The organism is Rhizosphaericola mali, assembly GCF_004337365.2.
Taxonomy (GTDB): domain Bacteria; phylum Bacteroidota; class Bacteroidia; order Chitinophagales; family Chitinophagaceae; genus Rhizosphaericola; species Rhizosphaericola mali.
Genome location: NZ_CP044016.1, coordinates 4,535,653 through 4,557,485, shown reverse-complemented (window position 1 = coordinate 4,557,485; position 21,833 = coordinate 4,535,653). Strand labels below are relative to the sequence as shown.

General features: G+C 32.6%; 20 protein-coding genes and 1 pseudogene. 3 read left to right on the top strand and 18 right to left on the bottom strand.

Annotated features, from left to right (window positions below; all coding sequences use genetic code 11):
* Positions 1-3 precede the first annotated feature (3 nt).
* Positions 4-597 carry a bifunctional nicotinamidase/pyrazinamidase gene (gene pncA / locus E0W69_RS19660; RefSeq protein WP_131331757.1) on the top strand — a complete coding sequence of 198 codons (594 nt, stop codon included), beginning with the start codon at positions 4-6 and terminating at the stop codon, positions 595-597.
* Between the two features lie 16 nt (positions 598-613).
* Here the strand turns inward: pncA and E0W69_RS19655 are convergent, their stop codons facing one another.
* The 13 genes and pseudogenes from E0W69_RS19655 to E0W69_RS19595 all read right to left on the bottom strand — a co-directional run bounded on the left by E0W69_RS19655 (position 614) and on the right by E0W69_RS19595 (position 12,492).
* Positions 614-3,100: a DUF5686 and carboxypeptidase regulatory-like domain-containing protein gene (locus E0W69_RS19655; protein ID WP_131331756.1), complete on the bottom strand. Its 2,487-nt coding sequence runs from the start codon at positions 3,098-3,100 to the stop codon at positions 614-616.
* Positions 3,101-3,109: 9 nt separating this feature from the next.
* Complete coding sequence (locus E0W69_RS19650) at positions 3,110-4,405, bottom strand: ABC transporter permease (RefSeq protein ID WP_131331755.1); 1,296 nt, start codon at positions 4,403-4,405, stop codon at positions 3,110-3,112.
* Positions 4,406-4,414: 9 nt separating this feature from the next.
* The gene (locus E0W69_RS19645; protein ID WP_131331754.1) at positions 4,415-5,341 is read right to left on the bottom strand and encodes an ABC transporter ATP-binding protein; all 927 of its coding nucleotides are present in this window, start codon (positions 5,339-5,341) and stop codon (positions 4,415-4,417) included.
* A gap of 100 nt (positions 5,342-5,441) precedes the next feature.
* Complete coding sequence (locus tag E0W69_RS19640) at positions 5,442-6,056, bottom strand: TrmH family RNA methyltransferase (protein ID WP_225321335.1); 615 nt, start codon at positions 6,054-6,056, stop codon at positions 5,442-5,444.
* An 11-nt stretch (positions 6,057-6,067) separates the two neighbouring features.
* Positions 6,068-6,655 (bottom strand): DUF3109 family protein, encoded by a 588-nt coding sequence (locus E0W69_RS19635; protein WP_131331753.1) that lies wholly within the window; start codon positions 6,653-6,655, stop codon positions 6,068-6,070.
* A 3-nt stretch (positions 6,656-6,658) separates the two neighbouring features.
* Positions 6,659-7,231: a gliding motility lipoprotein GldD gene (gene gldD, locus E0W69_RS19630; protein ID WP_225321334.1), complete on the bottom strand. Its 573-nt coding sequence runs from the start codon at positions 7,229-7,231 to the stop codon at positions 6,659-6,661.
* A gap of 46 nt (positions 7,232-7,277) precedes the next feature.
* Positions 7,278-8,618 carry a CNNM domain-containing protein gene (locus E0W69_RS19625; protein WP_131331752.1) on the bottom strand — a complete coding sequence of 447 codons (1,341 nt, stop codon included), beginning with the start codon at positions 8,616-8,618 and terminating at the stop codon, positions 7,278-7,280.
* 12 nt (positions 8,619-8,630) lie between these two features.
* Entirely contained in the window at positions 8,631-9,116 is a 486-nt protein-coding gene (locus E0W69_RS19620) for a single-stranded DNA-binding protein (protein ID WP_131331751.1), read from the bottom strand.
* A gap of 89 nt (positions 9,117-9,205) precedes the next feature.
* On the bottom strand, positions 9,206-9,610 hold the full coding sequence (locus tag E0W69_RS19615) for an ExbD/TolR family protein (protein ID WP_131331750.1): 405 nt from the start codon (positions 9,608-9,610) through the stop codon (positions 9,206-9,208).
* 11 nt (positions 9,611-9,621) lie between these two features.
* Positions 9,622-10,380 carry a MotA/TolQ/ExbB proton channel family protein gene (locus tag E0W69_RS19610; RefSeq protein WP_225321333.1) on the bottom strand — a complete coding sequence of 253 codons (759 nt, stop codon included), beginning with the start codon at positions 10,378-10,380 and terminating at the stop codon, positions 9,622-9,624.
* 160 nt (positions 10,381-10,540) lie between these two features.
* Positions 10,541-11,044: an RNA polymerase sigma factor gene (locus tag E0W69_RS19605; RefSeq protein ID WP_225321332.1), complete on the bottom strand. Its 504-nt coding sequence runs from the start codon at positions 11,042-11,044 to the stop codon at positions 10,541-10,543.
* A gap of 187 nt (positions 11,045-11,231) precedes the next feature.
* A pseudogene (locus E0W69_RS19600) lies at positions 11,232-12,044 on the bottom strand (polysaccharide pyruvyl transferase family protein); the annotation flags it as partial.
* 19 nt (positions 12,045-12,063) lie between these two features.
* Positions 12,064-12,492, bottom strand: a complete 429-nt coding sequence (locus tag E0W69_RS19595) for a hypothetical protein (protein ID WP_131331748.1) — start codon at positions 12,490-12,492, stop codon at positions 12,064-12,066.
* Between the two features lie 271 nt (positions 12,493-12,763).
* On the opposite strand from E0W69_RS19595, the gene E0W69_RS19590 reads away from it, so the two are divergent.
* Both E0W69_RS19590 and E0W69_RS19585 read left to right on the top strand, forming a co-directional pair.
* A complete protein-coding gene (locus tag E0W69_RS19590; RefSeq protein WP_225321331.1) occupies positions 12,764-13,450 on the top strand; it encodes a 2-C-methyl-D-erythritol 4-phosphate cytidylyltransferase in 687 nt (228 codons plus the stop codon).
* The gene (locus E0W69_RS19585; RefSeq protein ID WP_131331746.1) at positions 13,443-14,375 is read left to right on the top strand and encodes a hypothetical protein; all 933 of its coding nucleotides are present in this window, start codon (positions 13,443-13,445) and stop codon (positions 14,373-14,375) included. The genes E0W69_RS19590 and E0W69_RS19585 overlap by 8 nt, the downstream gene beginning before the upstream one ends.
* On the opposite strand, the gene E0W69_RS19580 is transcribed toward E0W69_RS19585, so the two are convergent.
* From E0W69_RS19580 to murI, 5 genes are read right to left on the bottom strand one after another with little or no spacing between them, the layout of a single operon-like run.
* Positions 14,370-16,949: a gluzincin family metallopeptidase gene (locus E0W69_RS19580; protein WP_131331745.1), complete on the bottom strand. Its 2,580-nt coding sequence runs from the start codon at positions 16,947-16,949 to the stop codon at positions 14,370-14,372. The two genes, E0W69_RS19585 and E0W69_RS19580, sit on opposite strands and share 6 nt — an antisense overlap.
* Before the next feature lie 33 nt (positions 16,950-16,982).
* Positions 16,983-18,374 carry a sugar transferase gene (locus E0W69_RS19575; protein ID WP_131331744.1) on the bottom strand — a complete coding sequence of 464 codons (1,392 nt, stop codon included), beginning with the start codon at positions 18,372-18,374 and terminating at the stop codon, positions 16,983-16,985.
* 21 nt (positions 18,375-18,395) lie between these two features.
* Complete coding sequence (locus tag E0W69_RS19570; protein ID WP_131331743.1) at positions 18,396-19,379, bottom strand: Gfo/Idh/MocA family protein; 984 nt, start codon at positions 19,377-19,379, stop codon at positions 18,396-18,398.
* Between the two features lie 54 nt (positions 19,380-19,433).
* A complete protein-coding gene (locus E0W69_RS19565; RefSeq protein ID WP_131331742.1) occupies positions 19,434-20,960 on the bottom strand; it encodes a helicase HerA-like domain-containing protein in 1,527 nt (508 codons plus the stop codon).
* Positions 20,961-20,974: 14 nt separating this feature from the next.
* A complete protein-coding gene (murI, locus tag E0W69_RS19560) occupies positions 20,975-21,802 on the bottom strand; it encodes a glutamate racemase (protein ID WP_131331741.1) in 828 nt (275 codons plus the stop codon).
* Positions 21,803-21,833: the final 31 nt, after the last annotated feature.

The window sequence follows — 21,833 nt, the reverse complement described above, 5'->3', positions numbered from 1 at the left end:
TAAATGAGCAGTGCATTAATTATAATCGACATGCAAAATGATTTTCTTCCTGGTGGCAGTTTGGCTGTACCAGAGGGCGATCAGATTATTCCTATCATTAATGCATTCAGTAACGATTATAGTCTAGTCGTAGCGACACAAGACTGGCATCCAAAAAATCATCATAGTTTTGCATCTAACCATCCAGGTAAACAAGTATTTGACACTATAGAATTAAATGCGCTACCGCAAACGCTTTGGCCAGACCATTGTGTACAAGGAAGTGTAGGTGCTGAAATTTCCACACAAATAAAACAAGAAAATATTGCTGCAATATTTCGCAAGGGAATGCATCCAGAAATAGATAGTTATAGTGCTTTTTTTGATAATGCACATCAATCCAATACCGGCCTACATGGTTATCTAAAAGATAAAAACATTTCGGAAATATTCCTTTGTGGTTTGGCGGCTGATTTTTGTGTTTATTATACGGCAATAGATTCCATACAACTTGGTTATAAAGTAACTATTTTTGACAATGCTGTAAAAGCTATCAATAACCAAATATATAGTACCTTAAAAATTGAATTAAAAAATCAAGGCGTACTATTCAAATAATACGCCTTGACTTTCTTTAAAATATCCCTCCAATGCCAATTCGTACACCGAATTGATTAGCATCTTTCGTAGCAAATGATTTTACAAAATCCACTCTTAGAATTTTAAATATATTTTCTAGTCCACCAAAAACTTCAACGTAACGATTGTCTTTATTTACATAAAAAGCATTTGTCCCTGCTACTAGATTCCAATGCATCGTATTAAAAAATGGAATTTTATTAGTTAATAATCCATTAAAATGATGTTCCAAATGTCCCGTCATATAAAAATGGTCTGCATTACTAAATAAATAATAAGGAGCCAATTGAAAACCTGAAACATACGAATTGGCAACAAGCGTCTGATTACCTGCAAAGTGTGTCATATCTTGTATGTACACATTTTTATTGTTCAAAAATCCGCCTAAGGAAAATTTATATTTCATAGTACCGCCCAGTTTCCAATCCCAACTATTAGCAATAGCAGCGCTCCATTTATCATAGTTCACATCACTTCCCAATAATCCATGAATTCCTTTTTGATAACTCAAGGAATACGTTGGCTGTGTCGAACCTAGAGATTCCTTTCCATCTGGATATTTTATAAATTTTTGCCCTGGCTGATAACTTGCATTAAAACCAACAATAACAGCTTGATGTCTATCCTGCGGCGCAGAAATTAAATCTGTTGGATAATTGGGCGTAAAATAATTAGGTGAGCGAAACGATTTATCTGTCGTATTATTGATAGATCTACGATCTTCATATTTTCCAAATATTTGCACGGACCAACCATCAGCACTACGTTTGTAAAATCCAATATTCGTATAATATTTTTCGTAAATCTTCATATAATTCTCCCCCCAAAACAAAGTATAAATACTATTGATCAAAGGACTAATAGGATCCATTCCATTATATTGGCCTACTGTTTTTCCTCCTGACACGTACCAGTACTGTTGATTATTGGTACTATTATTTCCTTTATATCTTTTACTCAAACTAAGCACTGCACTTGGATTCAAATGTTGATTGTGAAACCCATAGCGTACCGAAGGACTAAAAGAAAATACCTGATTTTTAAAATACTTACTATAACTACCACTCCAGGTCATCGCGATTCCTTCCACTGTATTATATTGTAATTTTCGGATGAGTGGATCTATCGAAAAAGTAGAAGTTATATGATTAGAATCATCATAATATCTTTTACTAAAGCCACCGGAAAATAGTAATCCCCCAACAGAAAACTTATTGTATTTCGCATGCAAACTATCCGTGTAATGTTTAGAAAGTAAGGAATCTTTTCTTGCAAAATAGGCACTATCTTTTTTATGATAATCCAAACTTTCTTCTTGAGTTAACAATACTGGACGCACAGAATCCCAATAGCTATTGCGCCTATTTTTTGCAGAATCTTGAAAGGCGATAAGCACATTGTCAAACTTAACTTTAGGATCTAAAGTATATTTGGAATAATCATCTAAAACATTTCCATACAAATCAATCCCTAATATTTTCATGGAAAAATCTAAAATTTGCTGTTTTTGCAACCAACCGGTCGTTTCATACTTTTCAAATTGTTGACGGACTCTTACGGTATCAAACAATTCTAAAGATGAGGTTTTAGTCAAATACAGATCTGTACTATAGATATGCCAATCATTATCTACAATATCTATCGTACCTGAAAACAAGGGTTCAAATTTTCGCTTTGGTATGACTTTGATACGATGAATTTTATCTTTACCCACCATATAACTGCCCCCATATTTGAATTTATAGTAATGAAACGCATTAGATGCAACTGGAGATATAAAACCTCGTTTATTGCCTGCGTCTTTCAACAAATCAATATTTTCTTGGTAAATATTTACATAAGTTGAAAATGCAAAACCATAACCTTGGCTTCCACTTTCTCGACTAGAAATTACTTCTGCTTTTATTTTATCAGGTTTGGCAAATGCAACATTACTAATTGACTCAGAAAGATACACTACACCTTTACCATTGGAATCTACGCCCATTTCTTTTTTATCTGCATCCTCCACTTTAGTGAAAAGAATTTTCTTGGGCATTTTTCTAGTTTTCATAAGCATTTTGATATATGCCTGACAAGAAAACGAATTATAAGGCATCAAAAAATTTCGCCTATTATCAATCGTATGTTGCACGATTCTATCAGAAGGATCTTTGGATTGAATGACTACATCCGCCAATTCCGTCTCTTGCAATGGCAATACAAAATCCAGTTGCAATTTACTAGCAGAAACTTCCACTTTTTTAGTTACTGTAATATAACCAATGTGCGAACAAGTAATTTCGTAATTACCATCGGAAATCTGTAGACTATAAAAGCCATTTGCATCAGCAGAAATAGTTGTTTTACCTTTTACAGAAATGGTCGCATAAGGTATAATTTCGCCTTTATTATCTTTTATAATCCCCGATATAATTCCTGCAAATACACTATAATTTAATAATAGAAAACTTAAAACCAAAAGTGTTCTTCTAGATAGCATAGTTGATCTTTATTTTTGTTTAGCCCATTTAATCAATTCTTTCCAAGTTGGCTTTTTACCATACATCAATATTCCAGTCCTATATACTTTACCTGCTAACCAAGTTGTAAATAAAAATCCTAATATTAATAGCGCGATACTCAATGCTAATTGCCAATAAGGAACGGCATCTGGAACGCCTTGCGCAATACGACCTAACATTACAATAGGTGAAGTTAGCGGAAATAAACTACCGAATACGGCAACACTACTATGCGGATCATTGATGGCTCTTGTCAATAACACAAATCCAAAAATGATCGGCATCATAATCGGAAAAGTAAATGACTGTGCATCTTGAGGATCTTCATTCACCGCACTACCTACCGCAGCAAACAAAGAAGCATATAAGAAATATCCACCTATAAAATAGATCAAAAAGAAGGTAATAATTACAGGGAAATTAATCGTACTCAGTCCATGCATCATAGCGCCAATACCTTCTTGCCCACCAGCGGCATTTTGAATATTTGAGGATATTCCTGGGAAAAACATAGGCATTAAGATTAAACGCAAAACGATAGTTAACACTATCCAAATTAAAAACTGTAATAGTCCAACAGCGCCTATACCTATAATTTTCCCCATCATTAACTGAAATGGCTTGACACTACTAATCATCACTTCTGCAATACGACTTACCTTCTCCTCCATCACACCACGCATCACAGACATACCATAAATAATGAGTACAAAATAGATCAAAAATCCACTTGCGAATCCCACCCCATAACTTACACCAGATTTCATCATACTATCTTCACCCTTATCTAATGTCGCATAGTTCAGATCTACTTCTTTATCCATCAATTGCAATACTTGTGGCCCACTTGCCAGCTTTCTGATACGCTCATTGCGAACTATATTATTCAAATAACTTGAGATAGCGGATTTGTCTTGCAGTCCTATGCTTTTAGAAGAAATTAATTTTGCTTTATTCAAACTATCCAATCCATCATTCCAAATGATATAGCCATCAATCGCCTCTGTACGTAGAAGCTTGTTTCCCACTGCGGTATCTCCTTTTTGTATAAATACAGAAAAATTTTTCGAATTTTTTAAATTAGAATCCCCATTAGTAAAAAATTCGCTCTGATCTAAAATGGCAATATTTAATTTTTTATCACCACCTTTTACGGAGAAATAAATCATTAAAGCATACAAACCAGAAATCAAAATGGGCAATAGTATGGTAGTTATAAGAAACGTTTTTTTCTTCACACGAAAAGAAAACTCTCTTTGTGCGATTAAAGTAATTTTATTCATATAGTAAGTTTAGGATTCAAAAGATCGAGTTACAGAATTGGTACCTTCTACAAGATGGATGAAAATATCATTCAAGGAAGGAAGAATTTCATTAAAACCTTTTACCAACACACCTTCTTGAATTAAATATTGCAAAATGGAATTTTCATTTGCACCCTCTTGAATCTTTAGGTAAAGTCGATCTCCAGATTGCTGGATAATTTCAAATGAATTATTGGTAATCAACGAAGCATTTCCCTGAAATTTTAGTTCCCAAATATTTTCTTTGAATTGTTGTTTTACACTATCCACGGTACCGTCCAACAGTACTTTACCTTGATTTACAAGTGCAATATGGTCACATATCTCTTCCACCTGCTCCATTCTATGTGTACTGAAGATAATGGTGCTTCCTTGCTGGGCCAAATTGAAAATCTCATCTTTTATCAATCCTGCATTTACGGGATCCAAACCACTAAAAGGTTCGTCTAAAATGATTAATTTGGGTGAATGCATTACAGTTACGACAAATTGTAATTTTTGCCCCATCCCTTTACTCAGATCTTCCAACTTTTTGTCCCACCAACTTTCCATTTTCAAACGAGAAAACCAGTATTTAGCACTTTCAAGTGCTTCTGATTTGGATAAACCTTTTAATTGAGCTAGATATAATGCTTGTTCGCCTATTTTCATTTTCTTGTAAAGACCGCGTTCCTCAGGCATATAACCAATTAAACGAACATCTTCGATGGGATCGAATTTCTTTCCTGCGATAATTACCTCTCCTTCATCGGGTTGAAATATACCTGTAATCATGCGCAACAAAGTAGTCTTACCCGCGCCATTGGGACCAAGTAAACCAAAAATGCTACCTTCTGCAATAGACAAACTAATATCATCTACTGCTTTTTGCGTAGCATAGTATTTTTTTAAATTGTGTAATTCAACTAGGGCCATTAGAGTCAAATTTTGATGTATTCAAATTTAACTCCTTCTTATTTTTTTACAACGATTAATATGATGAAGGGCGAAATCATTGTTATCAGTGGCAGAAATTCTATTTTGGGGTACGCGCTGACCATTGCGTGCGAAGTATTTCTTTTTTTCCCTCTGGGAAATTAGCGTGTTGGTAATCTCCGGCCAATTCTTTTTGTCTAAATGCTTCGTATAAAGTTACCGCACAAGCCACAGAGATATTCAGACTTTTGATCATACCATATTGTGGAATGTTGAAATTACCCGTACTATAAGATAACATTTCTTCCGAAATACCCTTTTGTTCATTACCAAATACGATTGCCGTAGTTTTTTGGGTAAAATTTATTTCATATAAATCTTTGGACGTTTCTCCTAAATGTGTACAGAAAATATTTTCATAGTTCAAAGACACCTTATCCATACAGTTTTTTACATTGTCAAATTGATGAATGGTTAACCATTTGTGTGCACTACGACTACTTCTAAAATTTTGGGCATCGTAATTAACCGCTTTTTTATCCAATGTATTCACTATGAAAACCTCTTGCACCCCAATAGAATCGCAGGTACGCATCACCGCAGCTACATTGTGGGGGTCATACACATTTTCCAAAATTATAGTCAAATCCTTTTGTCGATGTGCCAATACAAATTCTATTCTCGCTTTCCTTTCTTCGGATAGCATTTCGTACATACTATAAAAAATTAGTCTTTATTATTTAGATATTCCGCGGTTGCATCCAGCGCTTCATAAAATTCAGTACCATATTTTCGAATAATAGGCTCTTTCAAAAATTTATATACAGGCACTTTCAATTCCTCTCCCAATTGACATGCTGGATTACATAAATGATCCTCTTCGCGTGGTTCGTAATTGAGCATTTCCATATCCGTATCTGGTAATTTAACTCTGATGGGAAATAAATGACAACTAATTGGCTTTTTCCATTGCAATTTGCCATCATTGTAAGCTTGTTCAATGGCACAAAAGATAACACCATTGTCGTCCTTAATCCCATATGCACAAAGTCCGCCGTCTATAGTTGGCGTCACCTCTCCAAACTCTTCAGTATGAACATATTTGCCTTGTAACTCTATTTCATTTCTCCCAATTTCAGACATATAAGGAGCAATAACATCATAATTATTTTCTAATTCTACAAGTTCAGCCTCTTCTAATGGAGCTCCAGCATCGCCATCTTCACAGCATCCACCTTTGCATTTTGCAATATTACACACAAAATGCGCTTCCAAAATTTCGTCTCCGATAAGTTTATCTTCTATTAATACCATGACTTATTTCCATTGAAATGTGTTAATCAAATGTCGCATATCTGCAGCAACAAATTCATTTACGGGTCGCAAAGAATCCTGATTGGGCGTGGCATCAAAATACAATGCTCCTCTGACAAAATGTTTTGTTGAATCCGTCAAGAAGAATTGATACGCCGTAGCCACATTGCCACTTACCTTAAAAAACATACCATGAACACCATTTGGCGTATTGATTAAGGAATCGTCAATAGCGGATGCTTTTACATTATGTTTATTGGTCAATTTAAAGGCATCGTCCAATAATTTAGCAAATCTATTGGGGCCAATCTGTTTATAACTCAAGTAAATACGACCTTGTAATTTGGGAAAATCAATATTGATCCACCAGGGATTTTCCGCTGTTGTATTAAAAAATGTGGAATCTTTCAGAACATTGGCATATACAGGATATTCAAATTTGTAAGGATAACCAGCTTGATCAAAAACTCTGTAAGATTTTTTGGGTAATGGAATATTAAAATATCCAATTGGTTTGGGTGTATAACTGCTATTACATGCGGCAAATAGACCGAAAGCAATTACTCCAAAAAGCAAATACCTACTCTTTTTAAAAATGCGTTGCATGCTGCAAAGCTAAGGTCTAATCTTTCCTTTCCAATAAGGTTAACTTAATTTTTTGCAAGCGGTTACTAGATTTTTGAACTACTGCAAATTGAAAACCTGGAATTTCTAATACCGCTCCATCTTCGGGAAAGCCTTTTGCCAATTCCAAAACCAAACCCGCAATAGAATCATTTTCACCTTTGTATGCATCAAATGAAGATGAAGAAATACGTACAATACGGCAAACGTCAATCAACATCACACGTCCATCAAATATGTAATTTTGTGCATCAATTTTTTCAAATAAACTTTTCTCCTCGGCAAATTCATCCTTTATTTCACCAATGATTTCTTCTTGAATATCTTCCAACGTCACAATGCCACAAGTACCACCAAACTCATCCACAATCATGGCAAGATGCGTCTTATTTGTTTGAAATTCGTATAAAAGTGGTTCGATTAATTTATGTTCATGTACAAATGGAACGGGCTCGATAAGCGTATGCCAATCATAAATTTTGGGTTCATTTAGGTGTGGTAAAATATCTTTGGTATAAATCATCCCTATCGTATTATCCAAACTGCCCTTAAAAACTGGAAGCCTACTAAAATTCAATTCATTTATTAAACCAATTAAGTCCTCAAATTTCGTATTAAAATCAAGACCGCTTACTTCTAATCTAGGCGTCATAATTTGCTTAACAGAAATACCGCTAAATTTTACAATTCCCTTCAAAATATTTTTTTCTTCATCTGACGCGTCAGTTCCTAATACCGTACTATTATCAATTGCTTCATCCATTTCTAGATTATATTGCGCCTGATTTTTATGTTTAAATAACGTTGCTTCCAATGAAAAAGAAGCTTTGTAAACCCATGTACCCAATCGTCCAAATAAATAAAATATTCCTTGGCTAAAAAAACCAAAATCTCTTGCGAAACGAATCGAGTTTTGTCCAGCAAATAGACGAGGAATCAATTCCCCAAATAAAAAAACAATGATAAAAATGCCGACTATTTTTATCGCTGCCAATACTCCAATATTGGAAATTGGAATAGGAAGCGTATTAAATATAAAATTACCTACGGCAATAAGTATAAATAAAAAGAAAAAGTGCGCGACTTGCAAGGCAGAAAAAAAGTGTTGTTCACTATCCAATAACTCCACAACACGTCGATATGACGGCTGAGATTTCGTTTTTACAGTGGTAAGATCTTCCTCATCGAGTGAGAAATACGCAACTTGTGCCCCAGAAACAATAAATAAAAATAACAAGGCAACCACAAATACAGCACCTAAAATGGTTAGTTCGGGTGAGGAACTCGCCATCGTAGTCGTTGTATTTACTGCTAATACATTTGAAGCAGTGAAGCCCATAATAGTTTCTATTTATAATTTTAAATCTGCGTCATCAGAAAAATACTTGAAAGACGGCACACCGTCATTAGAACTGCTATCTTCTTTAGTATCCTCTCCAGCACAATCTTTTAATTCGTCTTGAGTGTTATTTTCAAAACAACCAGGTACGATAGAATTAAAATCGGATTTTTTATCTAACATAATCAGATTATCTCCGACAATCTCTGTAGCATATTTTTTTACACCTTCTTTATCTTCCCAACATCTATTTTTAAGATGCCCTTCTACATAAATCAAACTGCTTTTGTGTAAATACTTTTGTGCTAATTCTGCTAACCCACGCCAAAGGACGACAGTGTGCCATTCAGTTTGGGAGATTAATTTTCCGGTTCGATCTTTATAAGTTTCTGTTGTTGCTAATGGGAATTTGGCTACAGCAATATTTCCTTCCAATATCTGCACATCAGGATCTTTTCCTAAATTTCCTATTAATATAACTTTATTTACGCCCCTCATACAATTGGTTATTTTCTCGTCTGGTGAATAAATACTTGTTTAAAGTTAGTCTTTTTTTTACTCTGAACAAAAGATTCATTTTTTTGTCGCTAATGGACATTTGCCACGACTCTTGCTCCCGCTTTTTTGGCGGATTGCATAATTCTAAATACTTCTCCATAATAAGAAATTGTATCTGCATTAATGACCACAGAAGGAGTATCTAATCCTACTCTACTTTTTTCTATGGACATTTTAATCAGTGAATCAAGTTGATTCTCTGGGACTTGGGTCTGTCCTATATATATTTTTTGATCCTTATCTATCGAAACGACTACGTTTTGTTTCACCTTAGTATCCTTATGTGCTTTAGGATTATTTACCTTAATCACATTGGGATTAGCAAGGGTAGAGACAATTAAGAAAAACAAAAGCAAAATGAAAAGTATATCATTCAACGCTCCTGTCTGGACCTCGGCTTTTCTTTTTGCACCTCTTTTACTTCTTAAATTCATAATGGTAATAATTATTTGGTAGGTGCTTGTAAAATATCCATGAAATCAGCAGACGCAATTTCAATATCATTGGCAGTTTTATCTACTTGCGTAGACAAATAATTATGCAAAATAAACGCAAGCAAACCTATCACTAAACCTGTACCAGAGGTAATCATTTTTACATAAATACCACCAGCGATAACACTTAATTCAAAATTGCCTGTAGTGTTGATATCATAAAATAATTGAATCATACCAGCAATCGTACCTAAAAATCCAAACATTGGAGCAATTCCTGCAATTAGAGAAAGGATATTTAAATGTTTTTCCAAATTAAATAATTCAATCTCAGCAATGGATTCCATGCTTTTTTCAATTACATCAATTGGTTTGCCCAAACGTTGAATTCCTTTTGCAATTACTCTTGATACAGGACTACCATTATTTCTAGCCAAACTTTGTGCAGCACTTAGATTACCATTGACAATATTGTCTTGTACCATGCGCATAAAATTGGGATCCAATTTTCCAGCTTTCCTAATTACTTGCCATCTTTCAAAAAAAACAAATAACGTGATAATCAATAAAATATATAATGGGTACATTAAAATACCACCTTTTGACATTAGACTCCAAAGACTTAATTTTTCACTGACTGCACTCGTTGCATTTGCTACAGTTGCAGCTGTACTATCTGCAACTACTTGTAATAAAATTCCCATTATATTTTTTATTTTACCTTTTGGTTTGGAAAATTGTTGGTCAAAACTAATTGTTTCTTTATTCAAACAAAAATTTTACCAATTCAATTAAATCTGAATATAAATATGAGTGCAATTAAATTTATTTTATTGTAAGAGAAATAAATAAATTTATTTTTTGCATAAATCTTAAGAAAAAAGGCCTGTAGAATATTCTACAGGCCTTTTTCTTAAGATTTAATTAATTCTAAAATCTATGAATTTGTTTTTTCAAAATTTTTCTAGCAAAGTGAATTCTACTCTTTATCGTACCAAGAGGCTCATCCAGCATATGTGCAATTTCATGATATTTGAATCCATCAAAATATAACATAAACGGTTTCTTGAATATCTCCGGAAGACCGAAAATCGTCTTTTTAACCTCTTTCATATTCAATTGAGCCAATGCGTCATTTTGAACCACATTCTTATTGTTATTTAAAATGATTTCATTAGGAGTATTGTCAAAAATCGTATTTTGTCTAGACTTCCGACGATAGCTATTAATGAAAATATTGCGCATAATTGTATATAACCATGCTTTAATATTGGTCCCTACATTATATTTTTCTTTGTTAGCCAATGCTCTGTATATGGTTTCCTGAAAAAGGTCTCTTGCCGTTTCTGAATCTCTAGTTAGTGTCACAGCGAAAGGCCTTAAAAAATCCGCATTATTTACTAGCATTTGATCAAACTCCATAACATTAGGCATAAAGTTTATTTTTTTAGGTTATTGAAAGAATCGATCCTAATCAAAGTTAAAGTAGATTGATAATTCGAATTTTATCTATTCGAAAATTTTACAATCCCTTAACAAATCTAATATCCATTTAATCTAGAACCATAAATCATACCAATGAATTTTTCTGCCTTTCTGTCTGAATATTTTTTTGTAAAAATTATATACTTACAGCGGTATTTAATTGACTAGAATTATTAACTGTTGTTTTTTGAAAATTATAAATTTCAAAAGCTTCAGCTTGTTTTGATTTACTAATTTTCTTTGCAATGTCTTCAAAATTCAAATTTACCATTGGTAACCCAATTTCTGTATCAGAAGAATATGGCGTAAAATAATTCCAACCCGTACCTAAATTCAATAACGATTTATGTTTAATATCGTAGTAACCTGGTTTATAACTAATCGCAACTCCTTTGGCCCCAGCTGAGGCGGCAACAAGATGATGATGAAATCTTGTTGAATACCATAGTTGTCCCTTTTTAACAGGTAATCCATATCTGATACATTCTTTCGCCGAAAACCAATTTTCCTTATTAATTAAATCTGATAATTTTTCATATGCATAATGATCAGAATGCGGCAATGCCTCCACATATCCCACTACCATACCTTGTTCGTTGAACTTTATAATTTTTTCTCTTACAAGAGAGATAGTCTTATCAATACACTCTTGCTTTGAAAGATCTGATTGAATACAAATCATAACATCAGGAATATTCCGTCTCAATGATTTACTATATCGCGAAATTTCATCAGAAATGCCTAAAAATGCATCATCATAACCTAGTTCAATAGATAAAGCTTCTGCACTTGCTTGATCTCTTGCAGTAGCAAAATCAAATTTTTTAATTACTGGGCTAATCACATCCTTGGACTCTTTATCTAAAGGAAACATCCCTGCTCCTGTTAGAGCTAATCGGAGGTCTTTATTAATTCCTTTAAATGAATTGGCAGCAATTAATAAACCTAAGTTCCACTTCCAAAGAGAATTATAATACCCCCCCTAATAAATGGATGATATTATAATCAGAATAGTGATATAAAGCATCATCAGTAATTATATTCTTATTTATATCTCCTAAAAAATTACGAAGTGGGATTACTCTAGGAACACTCAAAGTTCCAACTATTTTCTTATCTCTAAATAAGAATCGTTTTACTCGGCTTAATTTATTTGGAACATAATCTACTTTATATTTATCGTTAATAATTTTGGATATTGAATTTACTATTTCGTAATTTCTATCATCATAATTGTCAATCATAAAATATAAAGATTCTTTGTGAATTGAATCAATTACAATGTCTATCTTTCCATGAAAATTATCATGTAACCAATGCAACCATGAATTTAGAATTAGTTCATCACCGTAGTTGGGATAGCCGGCAATGCATATTAAATACACTTTTTTTCTCATGCTATGTTTTTTGTTTTTAGGGTTTCTTATCATAGGAAATATCCTATGCTGTATATCTCAAAAAAGAAGACTTATATCTAAAAAATATATATCATGTAGAATAATATAGATAATAAGTACGAATGATTTACACAGTGAAACAAAACTAAAACATATCAAGATGATTAATCTTTATATCTCACATTATATCACAAACTATTGATAATAATCAATGTAGAAAATACAAATAATAAATACTTAGAATTTCGTTCCTTTACCTAAATATTTAATGTTGGAAAATTTAACAAAATATGCAATTATTGTTGCCGGAGGAATTGGGAGCCGGATGGGAAGCAATATTCCCAAACAATACCTAACGCTAAGAGGGCAACCAATATTTATTCATTCTATAAAAGCTTTTTTGAATGCAGATCCATATATAAAAATCATTCTTGTAGTCTCTAATGAATTTCAAAAAAATGCACAACAGTATATTAAAGAATTTCTTTTAACAGAAGAACAGAAAAGAATTGAAATAACTATTGGAGGCGAAACAAGATTCCATTCTGTAAATAATGGATTACAATGCATCCACAAGCAGGGAATAGTCGCGATACATGATGCCGTCAGATGCTTAGTTTCTTCTAAAATGATAAATAATTGTTATTATCAGGCGCAACTATTAGGAAGTGCCATTCCTGCAGTAACAGCGACAGATAGTATCAGAATTGCCGACAAAAATGAGAATCACGCTATAGATAGATCTACTATAAAAATTATTCAAACTCCACAAACTTTTAAAACTGACTTAATACTAAAAGCTTTCAAATCGGACTATAATAATAATTTTACTGACGAAGCAAGTGTAGTTGAATTTATTGGAGAAAAAGTACATCTAATTGATGGAGACTACAACAATATCAAAATTACAAGACCCTTGGATTTGATTATCGCTGAAAATATATTAGGAAATGAATAGTCCTTTAATTAGAAAGATAAGCCGACAAAACCTTGATGAAATAAAATATAACAATTGCTTACAAAATGCCATTAACTATCAAGTATATGCAGAAATATGGTACTTAGATATTGTAGCAGAGAAAAAATGGGATTGTTTAATATACGGTGATTATGAAGTAATCATGCCACTACCCTTTCAATACTTCCTATTTATTAAGTTCATTACACTACCTCCATTTTGTCAACAGTTAGGACTATTTTATAATACTACAATTACAGATTCTGTTTTTAACCATTTTATCACCTATATCAAATCTAAAAGAGTGCGTGGTTATACATTTAATCATCACAATGTCAATAACCATCCTTTTATTGGAAATAAATGTAAAAATCATATTTTAAGTATAGATAATCCTGCTGAGGTAATTATACAAAAATTTGCTAGAGATAGAAAACGTGAATTAAAGAAAAGTGAACAATTAAAGGGCAATATTCAGGTATCACAAAATATAAACATGTTTTTTTCTCTTATAGCAAATGAATATAATTATGTTAGAAAAAATAAACATTACGCCTTATTAAGGACTATAATAACTTCTATTCAAAAAAATAATGTTGGTTTTTTATTGGAATATAGTATTCAAGATATCCAATGTAATTATCGATTGATATTAAAAAATAAAAATAAGTTTATTATTTTGGCTTCTGCAAGAAAAAAAGAAAAACTTTACAATAGTACCTCAACTGCAATCATAGTGCATCTTATAAAAAATAATAGCCCAGAAATTAAATACTTAGATTTTGAAGGTTCTGATTTGAGTGGCGTTGCAGCATTTAACGAGAGTCTGGGAGCGAAACCTGAATTTTATACTTTCTACAAAAATTCATTTTCACATGACAAACTTCTTAATATATATAACAAATTTTTACGTTTAAAATTATAAATATTGCTTATAGTTCAGGGCATTTAAATTTATACTAAAACTTATCGTTTTTAAAAATTTATTATTAGAATAAACACTATTATAAATGTCTTTATATGCTCTACTAAAAGCAATAGGAACATACACATTTACAAATGATTTAAATAACGATAATTGAATACCCGCATCATACAGCAATTTTTCTGAATTTGCCTTATCCATCCATAATTCAGAATATGAACCGATATCAACGAATATTTTTAGTGGAACCTTAAAAGGTAGCATTTGAAATGGGTTAATTTTTTGTGGTATATCAGCAACTATATTTAAAGAAGAAAGCCAATTATCAGAAAAACCAAAATTACTCGAACTGATACCAGGAGGTTTCACTTTAAAAAAGCCATCGCGTTCCATAATTTGTTGACTCATCCAACCAGTACTCTCGCTTCGTCCAATATAATAGTCACTAAATAGAAAATCTTCATTTCCAGATGCACCATTCATGTAAAATCCGTAAGAGGCATTATTCACTTGTACCGCATTTGTTTGCGCCTTTAAATAAAATATTTTTCCCGCAAATAATCTTGTTGAGATTCCTTCACCTATAGAATTAAAATTAAAAAAATATTTTCCTGTCCAAGACAACCTTAATATATTTTTCACTTGCATTAAATCTAAATTAGCTGAATAAGGATATAAATTTCGTCGATCATCTAATCCTAGGTTGACTTCTGCTATATTGTTATGAAAATCTTGATTATACGGCGTATAAGCATCAGTACCGACATTATAGTTGAATCTGTAAGCCTGTTGATTAATAATTAAATCTCTTGCAAAAAAGGTGAAACTGCGCGTATCACTTAAATATTTTATATAGTCTATTCTAGGTGTAATTCTATACATCGATTGAAATAATCTTTCATATTCTGGCTGATTTAACTCATTGATAGAATTACGAACGCCACTTATCCCAAATTTCCAATGATCTTGTCGATTCCAAATATTGTATTCTAACCTTGCAGCTCCGTTTAATTTTTTGCTTGTAAAACTATACATAGGAGCAATTAGGAAACTAAATTTTTGCAGTGGAATTTGATAATTATGAATCGATGCGCCGACCATTATTTTATCATAATTATTATATCCTATTGATGGCGCAATATTCAAATACTTATATTTATCTGTATTTTTTAAATTAAATAAAAAAGATAATTTATAGTCCTTTTTCTCAACCGACTGATAAATGGAATCACGATAATTGAGATTACTAAATGGTAAATAATTATCCGAATTGGTCTGCAATTTTGTAATTATAGAATCCAATATAGTAGAATTATTATCAATCGATTTCACAAAACCATAAACGGGTGCAATTGGAAAATTAGAGTTATTATATTGACTACTTGGCAATTTGTAAGGTTGAAGTTGCTTTGTATTTTGCAATTGATAAAATCTTAGCCAATTACAATCATCTGTCAAATTACTTTTGGGAAATTTATACCCTTTGTTGCTATTGTTTGTATTTTGATAATATAATTCAAAAGCTAGACCTTCCGCTAGATATGGATACTTTTGAACATCTATTTTTGATTTATTCAAAATATAAATCTGAGCTAATTGCTTTTCTAATGGCACGCTCCACTTTTTATCTGAAGTATTTATTAAAATTTTATCTTCTTCGCCATAACTAATGGAAAACAAATTCAGATAAACATTTAATTGCGGTTGAATATTTGAGCCATATTTTCGATTTAATTTTGAAATAAACGAAACTATAGAATCTCCCATTTCATTGATTCTATTTTTAGATACCTTATCTCCAACTTGTATGAAATTTAAAATAAGATTCTCCTTAGATAATTGTGCAGTATTTGGAGTTTTAATTGCAATAATATCCGAACTATTACTTTGAATATCATTTCCTAATAATTTCCCATCCTGCGGTTGCGCATCTAAAAACAATTTATATTTCTCCAGCCCTGTCAATTGAAAACTATATTTCGATGAATTGGTAAAAACCTTTCCTCGATTTACAAAAGGATATAAGCTCCACTCTTGATGGTTAATGCCCGCAATCTTAGGAATCCAATTTTGAAAATAAATAGTCGATTCCATAAATCCATTATTATTAAAATTATAGGGCAATTGAATATTTATTAATGAACTCAATTCTAATGAATTGCCCAATACTAATGGTTCACTCAGATTCAATTTCAACAATTCATTACTGATCGTGTCGATTGATACTATTTCAATATTTGAATTATTAATTTGAAACTTCAATCCTGATATATAGCCTTTATCACTTTTTCCTGAAAAATAAAAGTCCGTTTGATTTGCGGCAACTAAAGTATTTGAATATTGTGTTGTATCAGAACTATAAGCATTGGCATCTAGGCGAATATAAATCGCAGTCAAGGTATCTTTATATATGTTTTTAAATATTATAGTTTCCTTTCCAATAAATGTTTTAGTAGTATCATCGAAATGTCCAGACACGAAATATTGCGTCTTGTCTTGCTCATTTTTTGACACATCTTGTGCTATTGCAGCAAACCAAATAATAGTAAATAAAAAGCAAAATAATTTTTTCATATTCAATTATAGTCACATTATTTATACAAATATTTATTTCCCTTTTCCTAAAAATAATATTCGAATAGTATAAATCGTTATTTTTAAATCAATCAATAAAGAGGCGCTTTTCAGATATACCATATCATATTTTAATCTTGCTTTCATCTGTTGAAGATTACTAGCATAACCAAATTGTACCATTCCCCAAGATGTTAAACCTGGTTTTATCCTCCATATATATTTATAATACGCAACTTCTTTATTGATTAATTCTGCAAAAAATGGACGCTCCGGTCTTGGTCCCACAAAAGACATATCTCCTATTAAAATATTATATAATTGAGGTAATTCATCCAAACGCCATTTACGCATCACTTTCCCCCAAGGAGTAATACGTTTATCGTTTTCAAATGATAATTGAGGACCCTCTTTTTCCGCATCTATATACATAGAACGAAATTTTATTATTTTAAATATCTTACCATTTTTTCCAACTCGTTCTTGATGGTAAAAAACATTTCCATTGGAAGAAATTTTAGTTTTCAAATAAGTAAAAATAATCAGAGGAGATAATAAAATCATCCCAATAAATGAGAACAAAACATCTAAAATCCTTTTGATATTTCTTTGCCATTGCGGCATAACATGTGTCTCTATTTTGACCAATGGAATTCCTAAAATATCCGAAGAAGTCATATTTGAACCAATAAAATCAACGTCATCTGGCACTTTTCTAATCTCTAATTCTAATTCAGAAATATTGGCAATTAATTGCAAACATGCCTCTTCTTTTTTATAGATTTCATCCGCCAATATCATTTGTTGTACTTTATTTTGGCGAATAATGTTTGAAAGCTGATCTATTGAACCTAATGATGAGGAATTAATTTCATTATCCAAACTAATAAAACCGATATATTTATAACCATTCCTTATGGTGTTTCGATTAATTTCGGCTCCAATTATATTGGTAATCTCACTATTACCAATTACAATCGTTGGATAAAAAACATTGTAATTTTTGAATATCTTTTTAGTAAATGTTAGATAAATCATTCGAAATATAGAAACGAGTATTCCCAAAAACAGAAAGAAAAATACAAATACTAAAAGCCCAATCTTATAATTCAGATTGGAAGGTTCCAATACTGGAAAATATAAAAGAATCGAAGTAATAAGACATTCTGTCCAAGTAAAAATAAGTTCTTCTGCTCTTGATTTTTTAGCCGGAATTTGTTGGTAAGTTCCCGCAATAGCACTTATGAGTACAAATAATAGAGGAATAGTAAAATAGCTAAATATGGTAAATCGACCCGTTAATATTACACGATAATCATTTACCAGAAAAAAGGCAATATTAATGTAGTAGCAAGCGAACCAAAATAAAAAAACAGCAATATAATCTGCCAAAATATAAACGCCTATATTGCTGTTTTTTTTCATAGCATCTATTCGAAATGATTTCTAATGGACAGACACTATCTTATTGTTATTAATTTTATCTAAGATTTTATGTGCCACTTCCAATGCCAAAAAGCCATCTATTTCGCTGACTTTGGTTGGTTTATTTTCTTCTATTGCCTTTACGAACGAAACTAACTCGTCTTTCATTGCGTTAGAATCTGTAATTTTTGGATTAGAAATAGCAATTGTTTTCTTTTCTCCATTAGGAATGTCAATATCAAACGAAAAAACGTCGTTATCTTCCGGTTGGCGGATTTTGATAATTTCCGCTTTCTTCTCTAGAAAATCAATGCCGATATACGCATCTTTTTGAAACACACGCAGTTTACGCATTTTTTTCATACTGATACGACTACTTGTGAGATTGGCAACACAACCATTATTAAATTCGATACGAACGTTCGCAATATCTGGCGTTTCCGTAATCACGCCTACGCCACTTGCAGAAATCGTTTTTACATCACTATTGACAATACTCAAAATTATATCAATATCATGAATCATTAAATCCAAAATCACACTCACTTCCGTCCCACGGGGATTAAATTGCGCTAAACGATGCACTTCAATAAACATCGGTTGCGTAATATATTTCTCAGAAGCGACAAACGCAGGATTGAATCTTTCTACATGTCCGACTTGTACTTTGACATTTGCTTCGCGCACCATATTGATCAATCTTCTTCCTTCTTCTAAGGATTTAACCAAAGGTTTTTCTACGAAAACATGTTTGCCTCTTTTTACGGCTTTTTCACATAATTCAAAATGAAAATTGGTCGGTGCATCTATATCAGCTGCATCAATTAAGTCTAATAAATCCTCTTCTTTTAAATATCTTTTAAGTTGATATTTTTCCTCTACTTCTTTTGCAATTTCATCTGAAGGTTCAAAAAAACCTACCAATTCCACATTATCAATCTCCTTCCAATTATTCAAATGAAATTTTCCGATATGTCCAGCACCAAATACACCTATTTTTAGCATTATAATCTCCCATTTTTTGTGGTCGCAAAGGTATTAAAACTTACTATTTTGTACCTATTTTCTTTTCTTACCGCCCAATCCAAGCGAACCTAAAATACTTCTTACAATCGTACCTGTCACCAATGTTGTTGCCGTACGTAATGCAGATTTTACAAATGTATTGTCAAAGAAACCTGGTTCTTTCTTTTGAGCAGTTTCTTGTGCTGCAGTTTGCTGTTGCGCTGCTGCTTGTTGTAATTTTTGCGTTAAAATCTCGTAAGCACTTTGCGGATCTATCGAATTGGCATATTTAGGAGCTAATCTACTGCTGTTAATAAGTGTATTTATTTCACTTTCATTCAAAATATCCATACGACTTCTCGGCGAACATAATAATGTGTGTACCAATGGCGTAGGAATTCCTTTCTCATTTAGCAAGGTTACAAATGCCTCCCCAATACCCATTTGCGTAAGCAATTCGTCTGTTTTGTAAAAAGGAGATTCAGGGAAATTTTCTGCAGCTTGTTTGATCGTTTTGCGATCCGCTGCCGTAAATGCACGCAACGCATGTTGTATTTTTAAACCTAATTGGCTCAAAATCCCAGCAGGTACATCTTGCGGATTTTGGGTACAGAAATAAATACCAATTCCTTTGGAACGAATCAATTTGATAATTGTTTCTATTTTCTGCAAAAGCGCATCAGACGCTTCCTCAAATACCAAATGCGCCTCATCGATGACGATGACCAATTTGGGTTTGTCGATATCGCCGGCTTCTGGTGAAGAGGAGTATAATTCATCCAACATTTGCAACATGAAAGTGGAGAATAACTTGGGCTTATTTTGCATATCAGTCACACGCAAAATATTGACCATACCGCGTCCATCATCTGAAATGCGCATCAAATCAGCCACTTCAAAACTTGGTTCGCCAAAGAAAGTATCTGCTCCTTGTTGCTGCAATTCAATAACTTTTCGCAATATCGTCCCAACAGAAGTTGTGGCAATATTTCCATATTGTTTTACCAACTCATCCTTTCCTTCATTGGAAACATATTGCAATACTTTGATTAAATCTTTTAGATCAACTAATGGCAATTGATCATCATCACAAAATTTGAATAACATCGCCATCAAACCAGCTTGCGTATCATTCAATTCCAATATTTTACTCAATAAAATTGGTCCGAATTCACTCACCGTAGCTCGTAATTTGACCCCCTTTTCATTACTTAAAGTCAATAACTCCACCGGAAAAGCTTCCGGTTTATAATCTAAATGAAGTAATTTGTAACGCTCCGTAATTTTTTCGTTCAATGTTCCGGCTGCGGCCAAACCACTCAAATCGCCTTTAATATCCATCAATAACACAGGAATACTATTATCGCTTAAATACTCGGCAATCATTTGCACTGATTTGGTTTTACCTGTACCTGTTGCTCCAGCAATCAATCCGTGGCGATTCAATGTTTTTAAGGGAAGGAATACTTCGGCGTCTTCTACTGGAGTTCCTTCCAAAATACCGATTCCAAGTTTTACCTTATCTCCTTTAAAGGCATATCCATCTTTGATTGTTTGGATAAATGTGTCTTTCTGTGCCATAAATTATGTGAATTTTAATTCATTTCTACATGTTGGGCTTCTATCGATGAGCCATAAAAAATATTCGCTTGTTCTTCAAAATTTTGGGCGTCGTCCGTTGTAAAAAAAGTACGCGCTCCGTTTTTCGATATTTTATCATTTATATCATTATGTCTATGCAAATATTTCACTAAGCTTTCTGCAACTAAATTTCCTTGAGCGATTAATTTCACATCAATCGGAGTATATTTTCTAATTTTTTCCCAAAGCAATGGGTAATGCGTACAAGCCAATAAAATGGTATCAATATTTTTATCTTGCTTTAATAGCTGATCGATTCCTTTTTTAACAAAATAATCTGCACCAGCCCCATCAAATTCATTGTTTTCGACCAATGGAACCCACATCGGACAATACTCTTGAAAAACTTCAACATCTGGGAAAAACTTGTTGATTTCAATTTTATAGGATTCGGATTTTACAGTTCCTTTTGTGGCAAGTATGCCAATTTTTTTAGAATTAGAATAATCACCCACCACTTCACTTGTTGGACGAACGATACCCAAAACTCTCTTATCCGCACCTAATGTGGGTAAATCATTTTGCTGAATAGTGCGTAAGGCTTTGGCTGATGCAGTATTACATGCCAAGACGACTAATGGACATCCTTGTTCAAAAAACCATTTTACGGCTTGAAAAGTATATTTATATATGGTTTCAAAAGATCGTGTTCCATACGGAGCACGCGCATTGTCCCCTAAATATAAAAAATCATGCGAAGGCATGATGGATGTCAATTTGCGCAAAATTGTCAATCCGCCATAACCCGAATCAAAAACACCAATTGGACTTTTCTTTTCCATTTTATTTTCCTTAAAACTAAAAAGCACCGCA

Coding starts and splice junctions, on each gene's coding strand:
- murI (WP_131331741.1), bottom strand. CDS start 21,802: ATGGAAAAGAAAAGTCCAATTGGTGTTTTTGATTCGGGTTATGGCGGA.
- E0W69_RS19570 (WP_131331743.1), bottom strand. CDS start 19,379: ATGCTAAAAATAGGTGTATTTGGTGCTGGACATATCGGAAAATTTCAT.
- E0W69_RS19620 (WP_131331751.1), bottom strand. CDS start 9,116: ATGAGGGGCGTAAATAAAGTTATATTAATAGGAAATTTAGGAAAAGAT.
- E0W69_RS19645 (WP_131331754.1), bottom strand. CDS start 5,341: ATGGCCCTAGTTGAATTACACAATTTAAAAAAATACTATGCTACGCAA.
- E0W69_RS19575 (WP_131331744.1), bottom strand. CDS start 18,374: ATGAAAAAAAACAGCAATATAGGCGTTTATATTTTGGCAGATTATATT.
- E0W69_RS19595 (WP_131331748.1), bottom strand. CDS start 12,492: ATGAGAAAAAAAGTGTATTTAATATGCATTGCCGGCTATCCCAACTAC.
- E0W69_RS19640 (WP_225321335.1), bottom strand. CDS start 6,056: ATGTACGAAATGCTATCCGAAGAAAGGAAAGCGAGAATAGAATTTGTA.
- E0W69_RS19625 (WP_131331752.1), bottom strand. CDS start 8,618: ATGGGCTTCACTGCTTCAAATGTATTAGCAGTAAATACAACGACTACG.
- E0W69_RS19650 (WP_131331755.1), bottom strand. CDS start 4,405: ATGAATAAAATTACTTTAATCGCACAAAGAGAGTTTTCTTTTCGTGTG.
- E0W69_RS19580 (WP_131331745.1), bottom strand. CDS start 16,949: ATGAAAAAATTATTTTGCTTTTTATTTACTATTATTTGGTTTGCTGCA.
- E0W69_RS19615 (WP_131331750.1), bottom strand. CDS start 9,610: ATGAATTTAAGAAGTAAAAGAGGTGCAAAAAGAAAAGCCGAGGTCCAG.
- E0W69_RS19635 (WP_131331753.1), bottom strand. CDS start 6,655: ATGGTATTAATAGAAGATAAACTTATCGGAGACGAAATTTTGGAAGCG.
- E0W69_RS19565 (WP_131331742.1), bottom strand. CDS start 20,960: ATGGCACAGAAAGACACATTTATCCAAACAATCAAAGATGGATATGCC.
- E0W69_RS19655 (WP_131331756.1), bottom strand. CDS start 3,100: ATGCTATCTAGAAGAACACTTTTGGTTTTAAGTTTTCTATTATTAAAT.
- E0W69_RS19585 (WP_131331746.1), top strand. CDS start 13,443: ATGAATAGTCCTTTAATTAGAAAGATAAGCCGACAAAACCTTGATGAA.
- E0W69_RS19605 (WP_225321332.1), bottom strand. CDS start 11,044: ATGCCTAATGTTATGGAGTTTGATCAAATGCTAGTAAATAATGCGGAT.
- pncA (WP_131331757.1), top strand. CDS start 4: ATGAGCAGTGCATTAATTATAATCGACATGCAAAATGATTTTCTTCCT.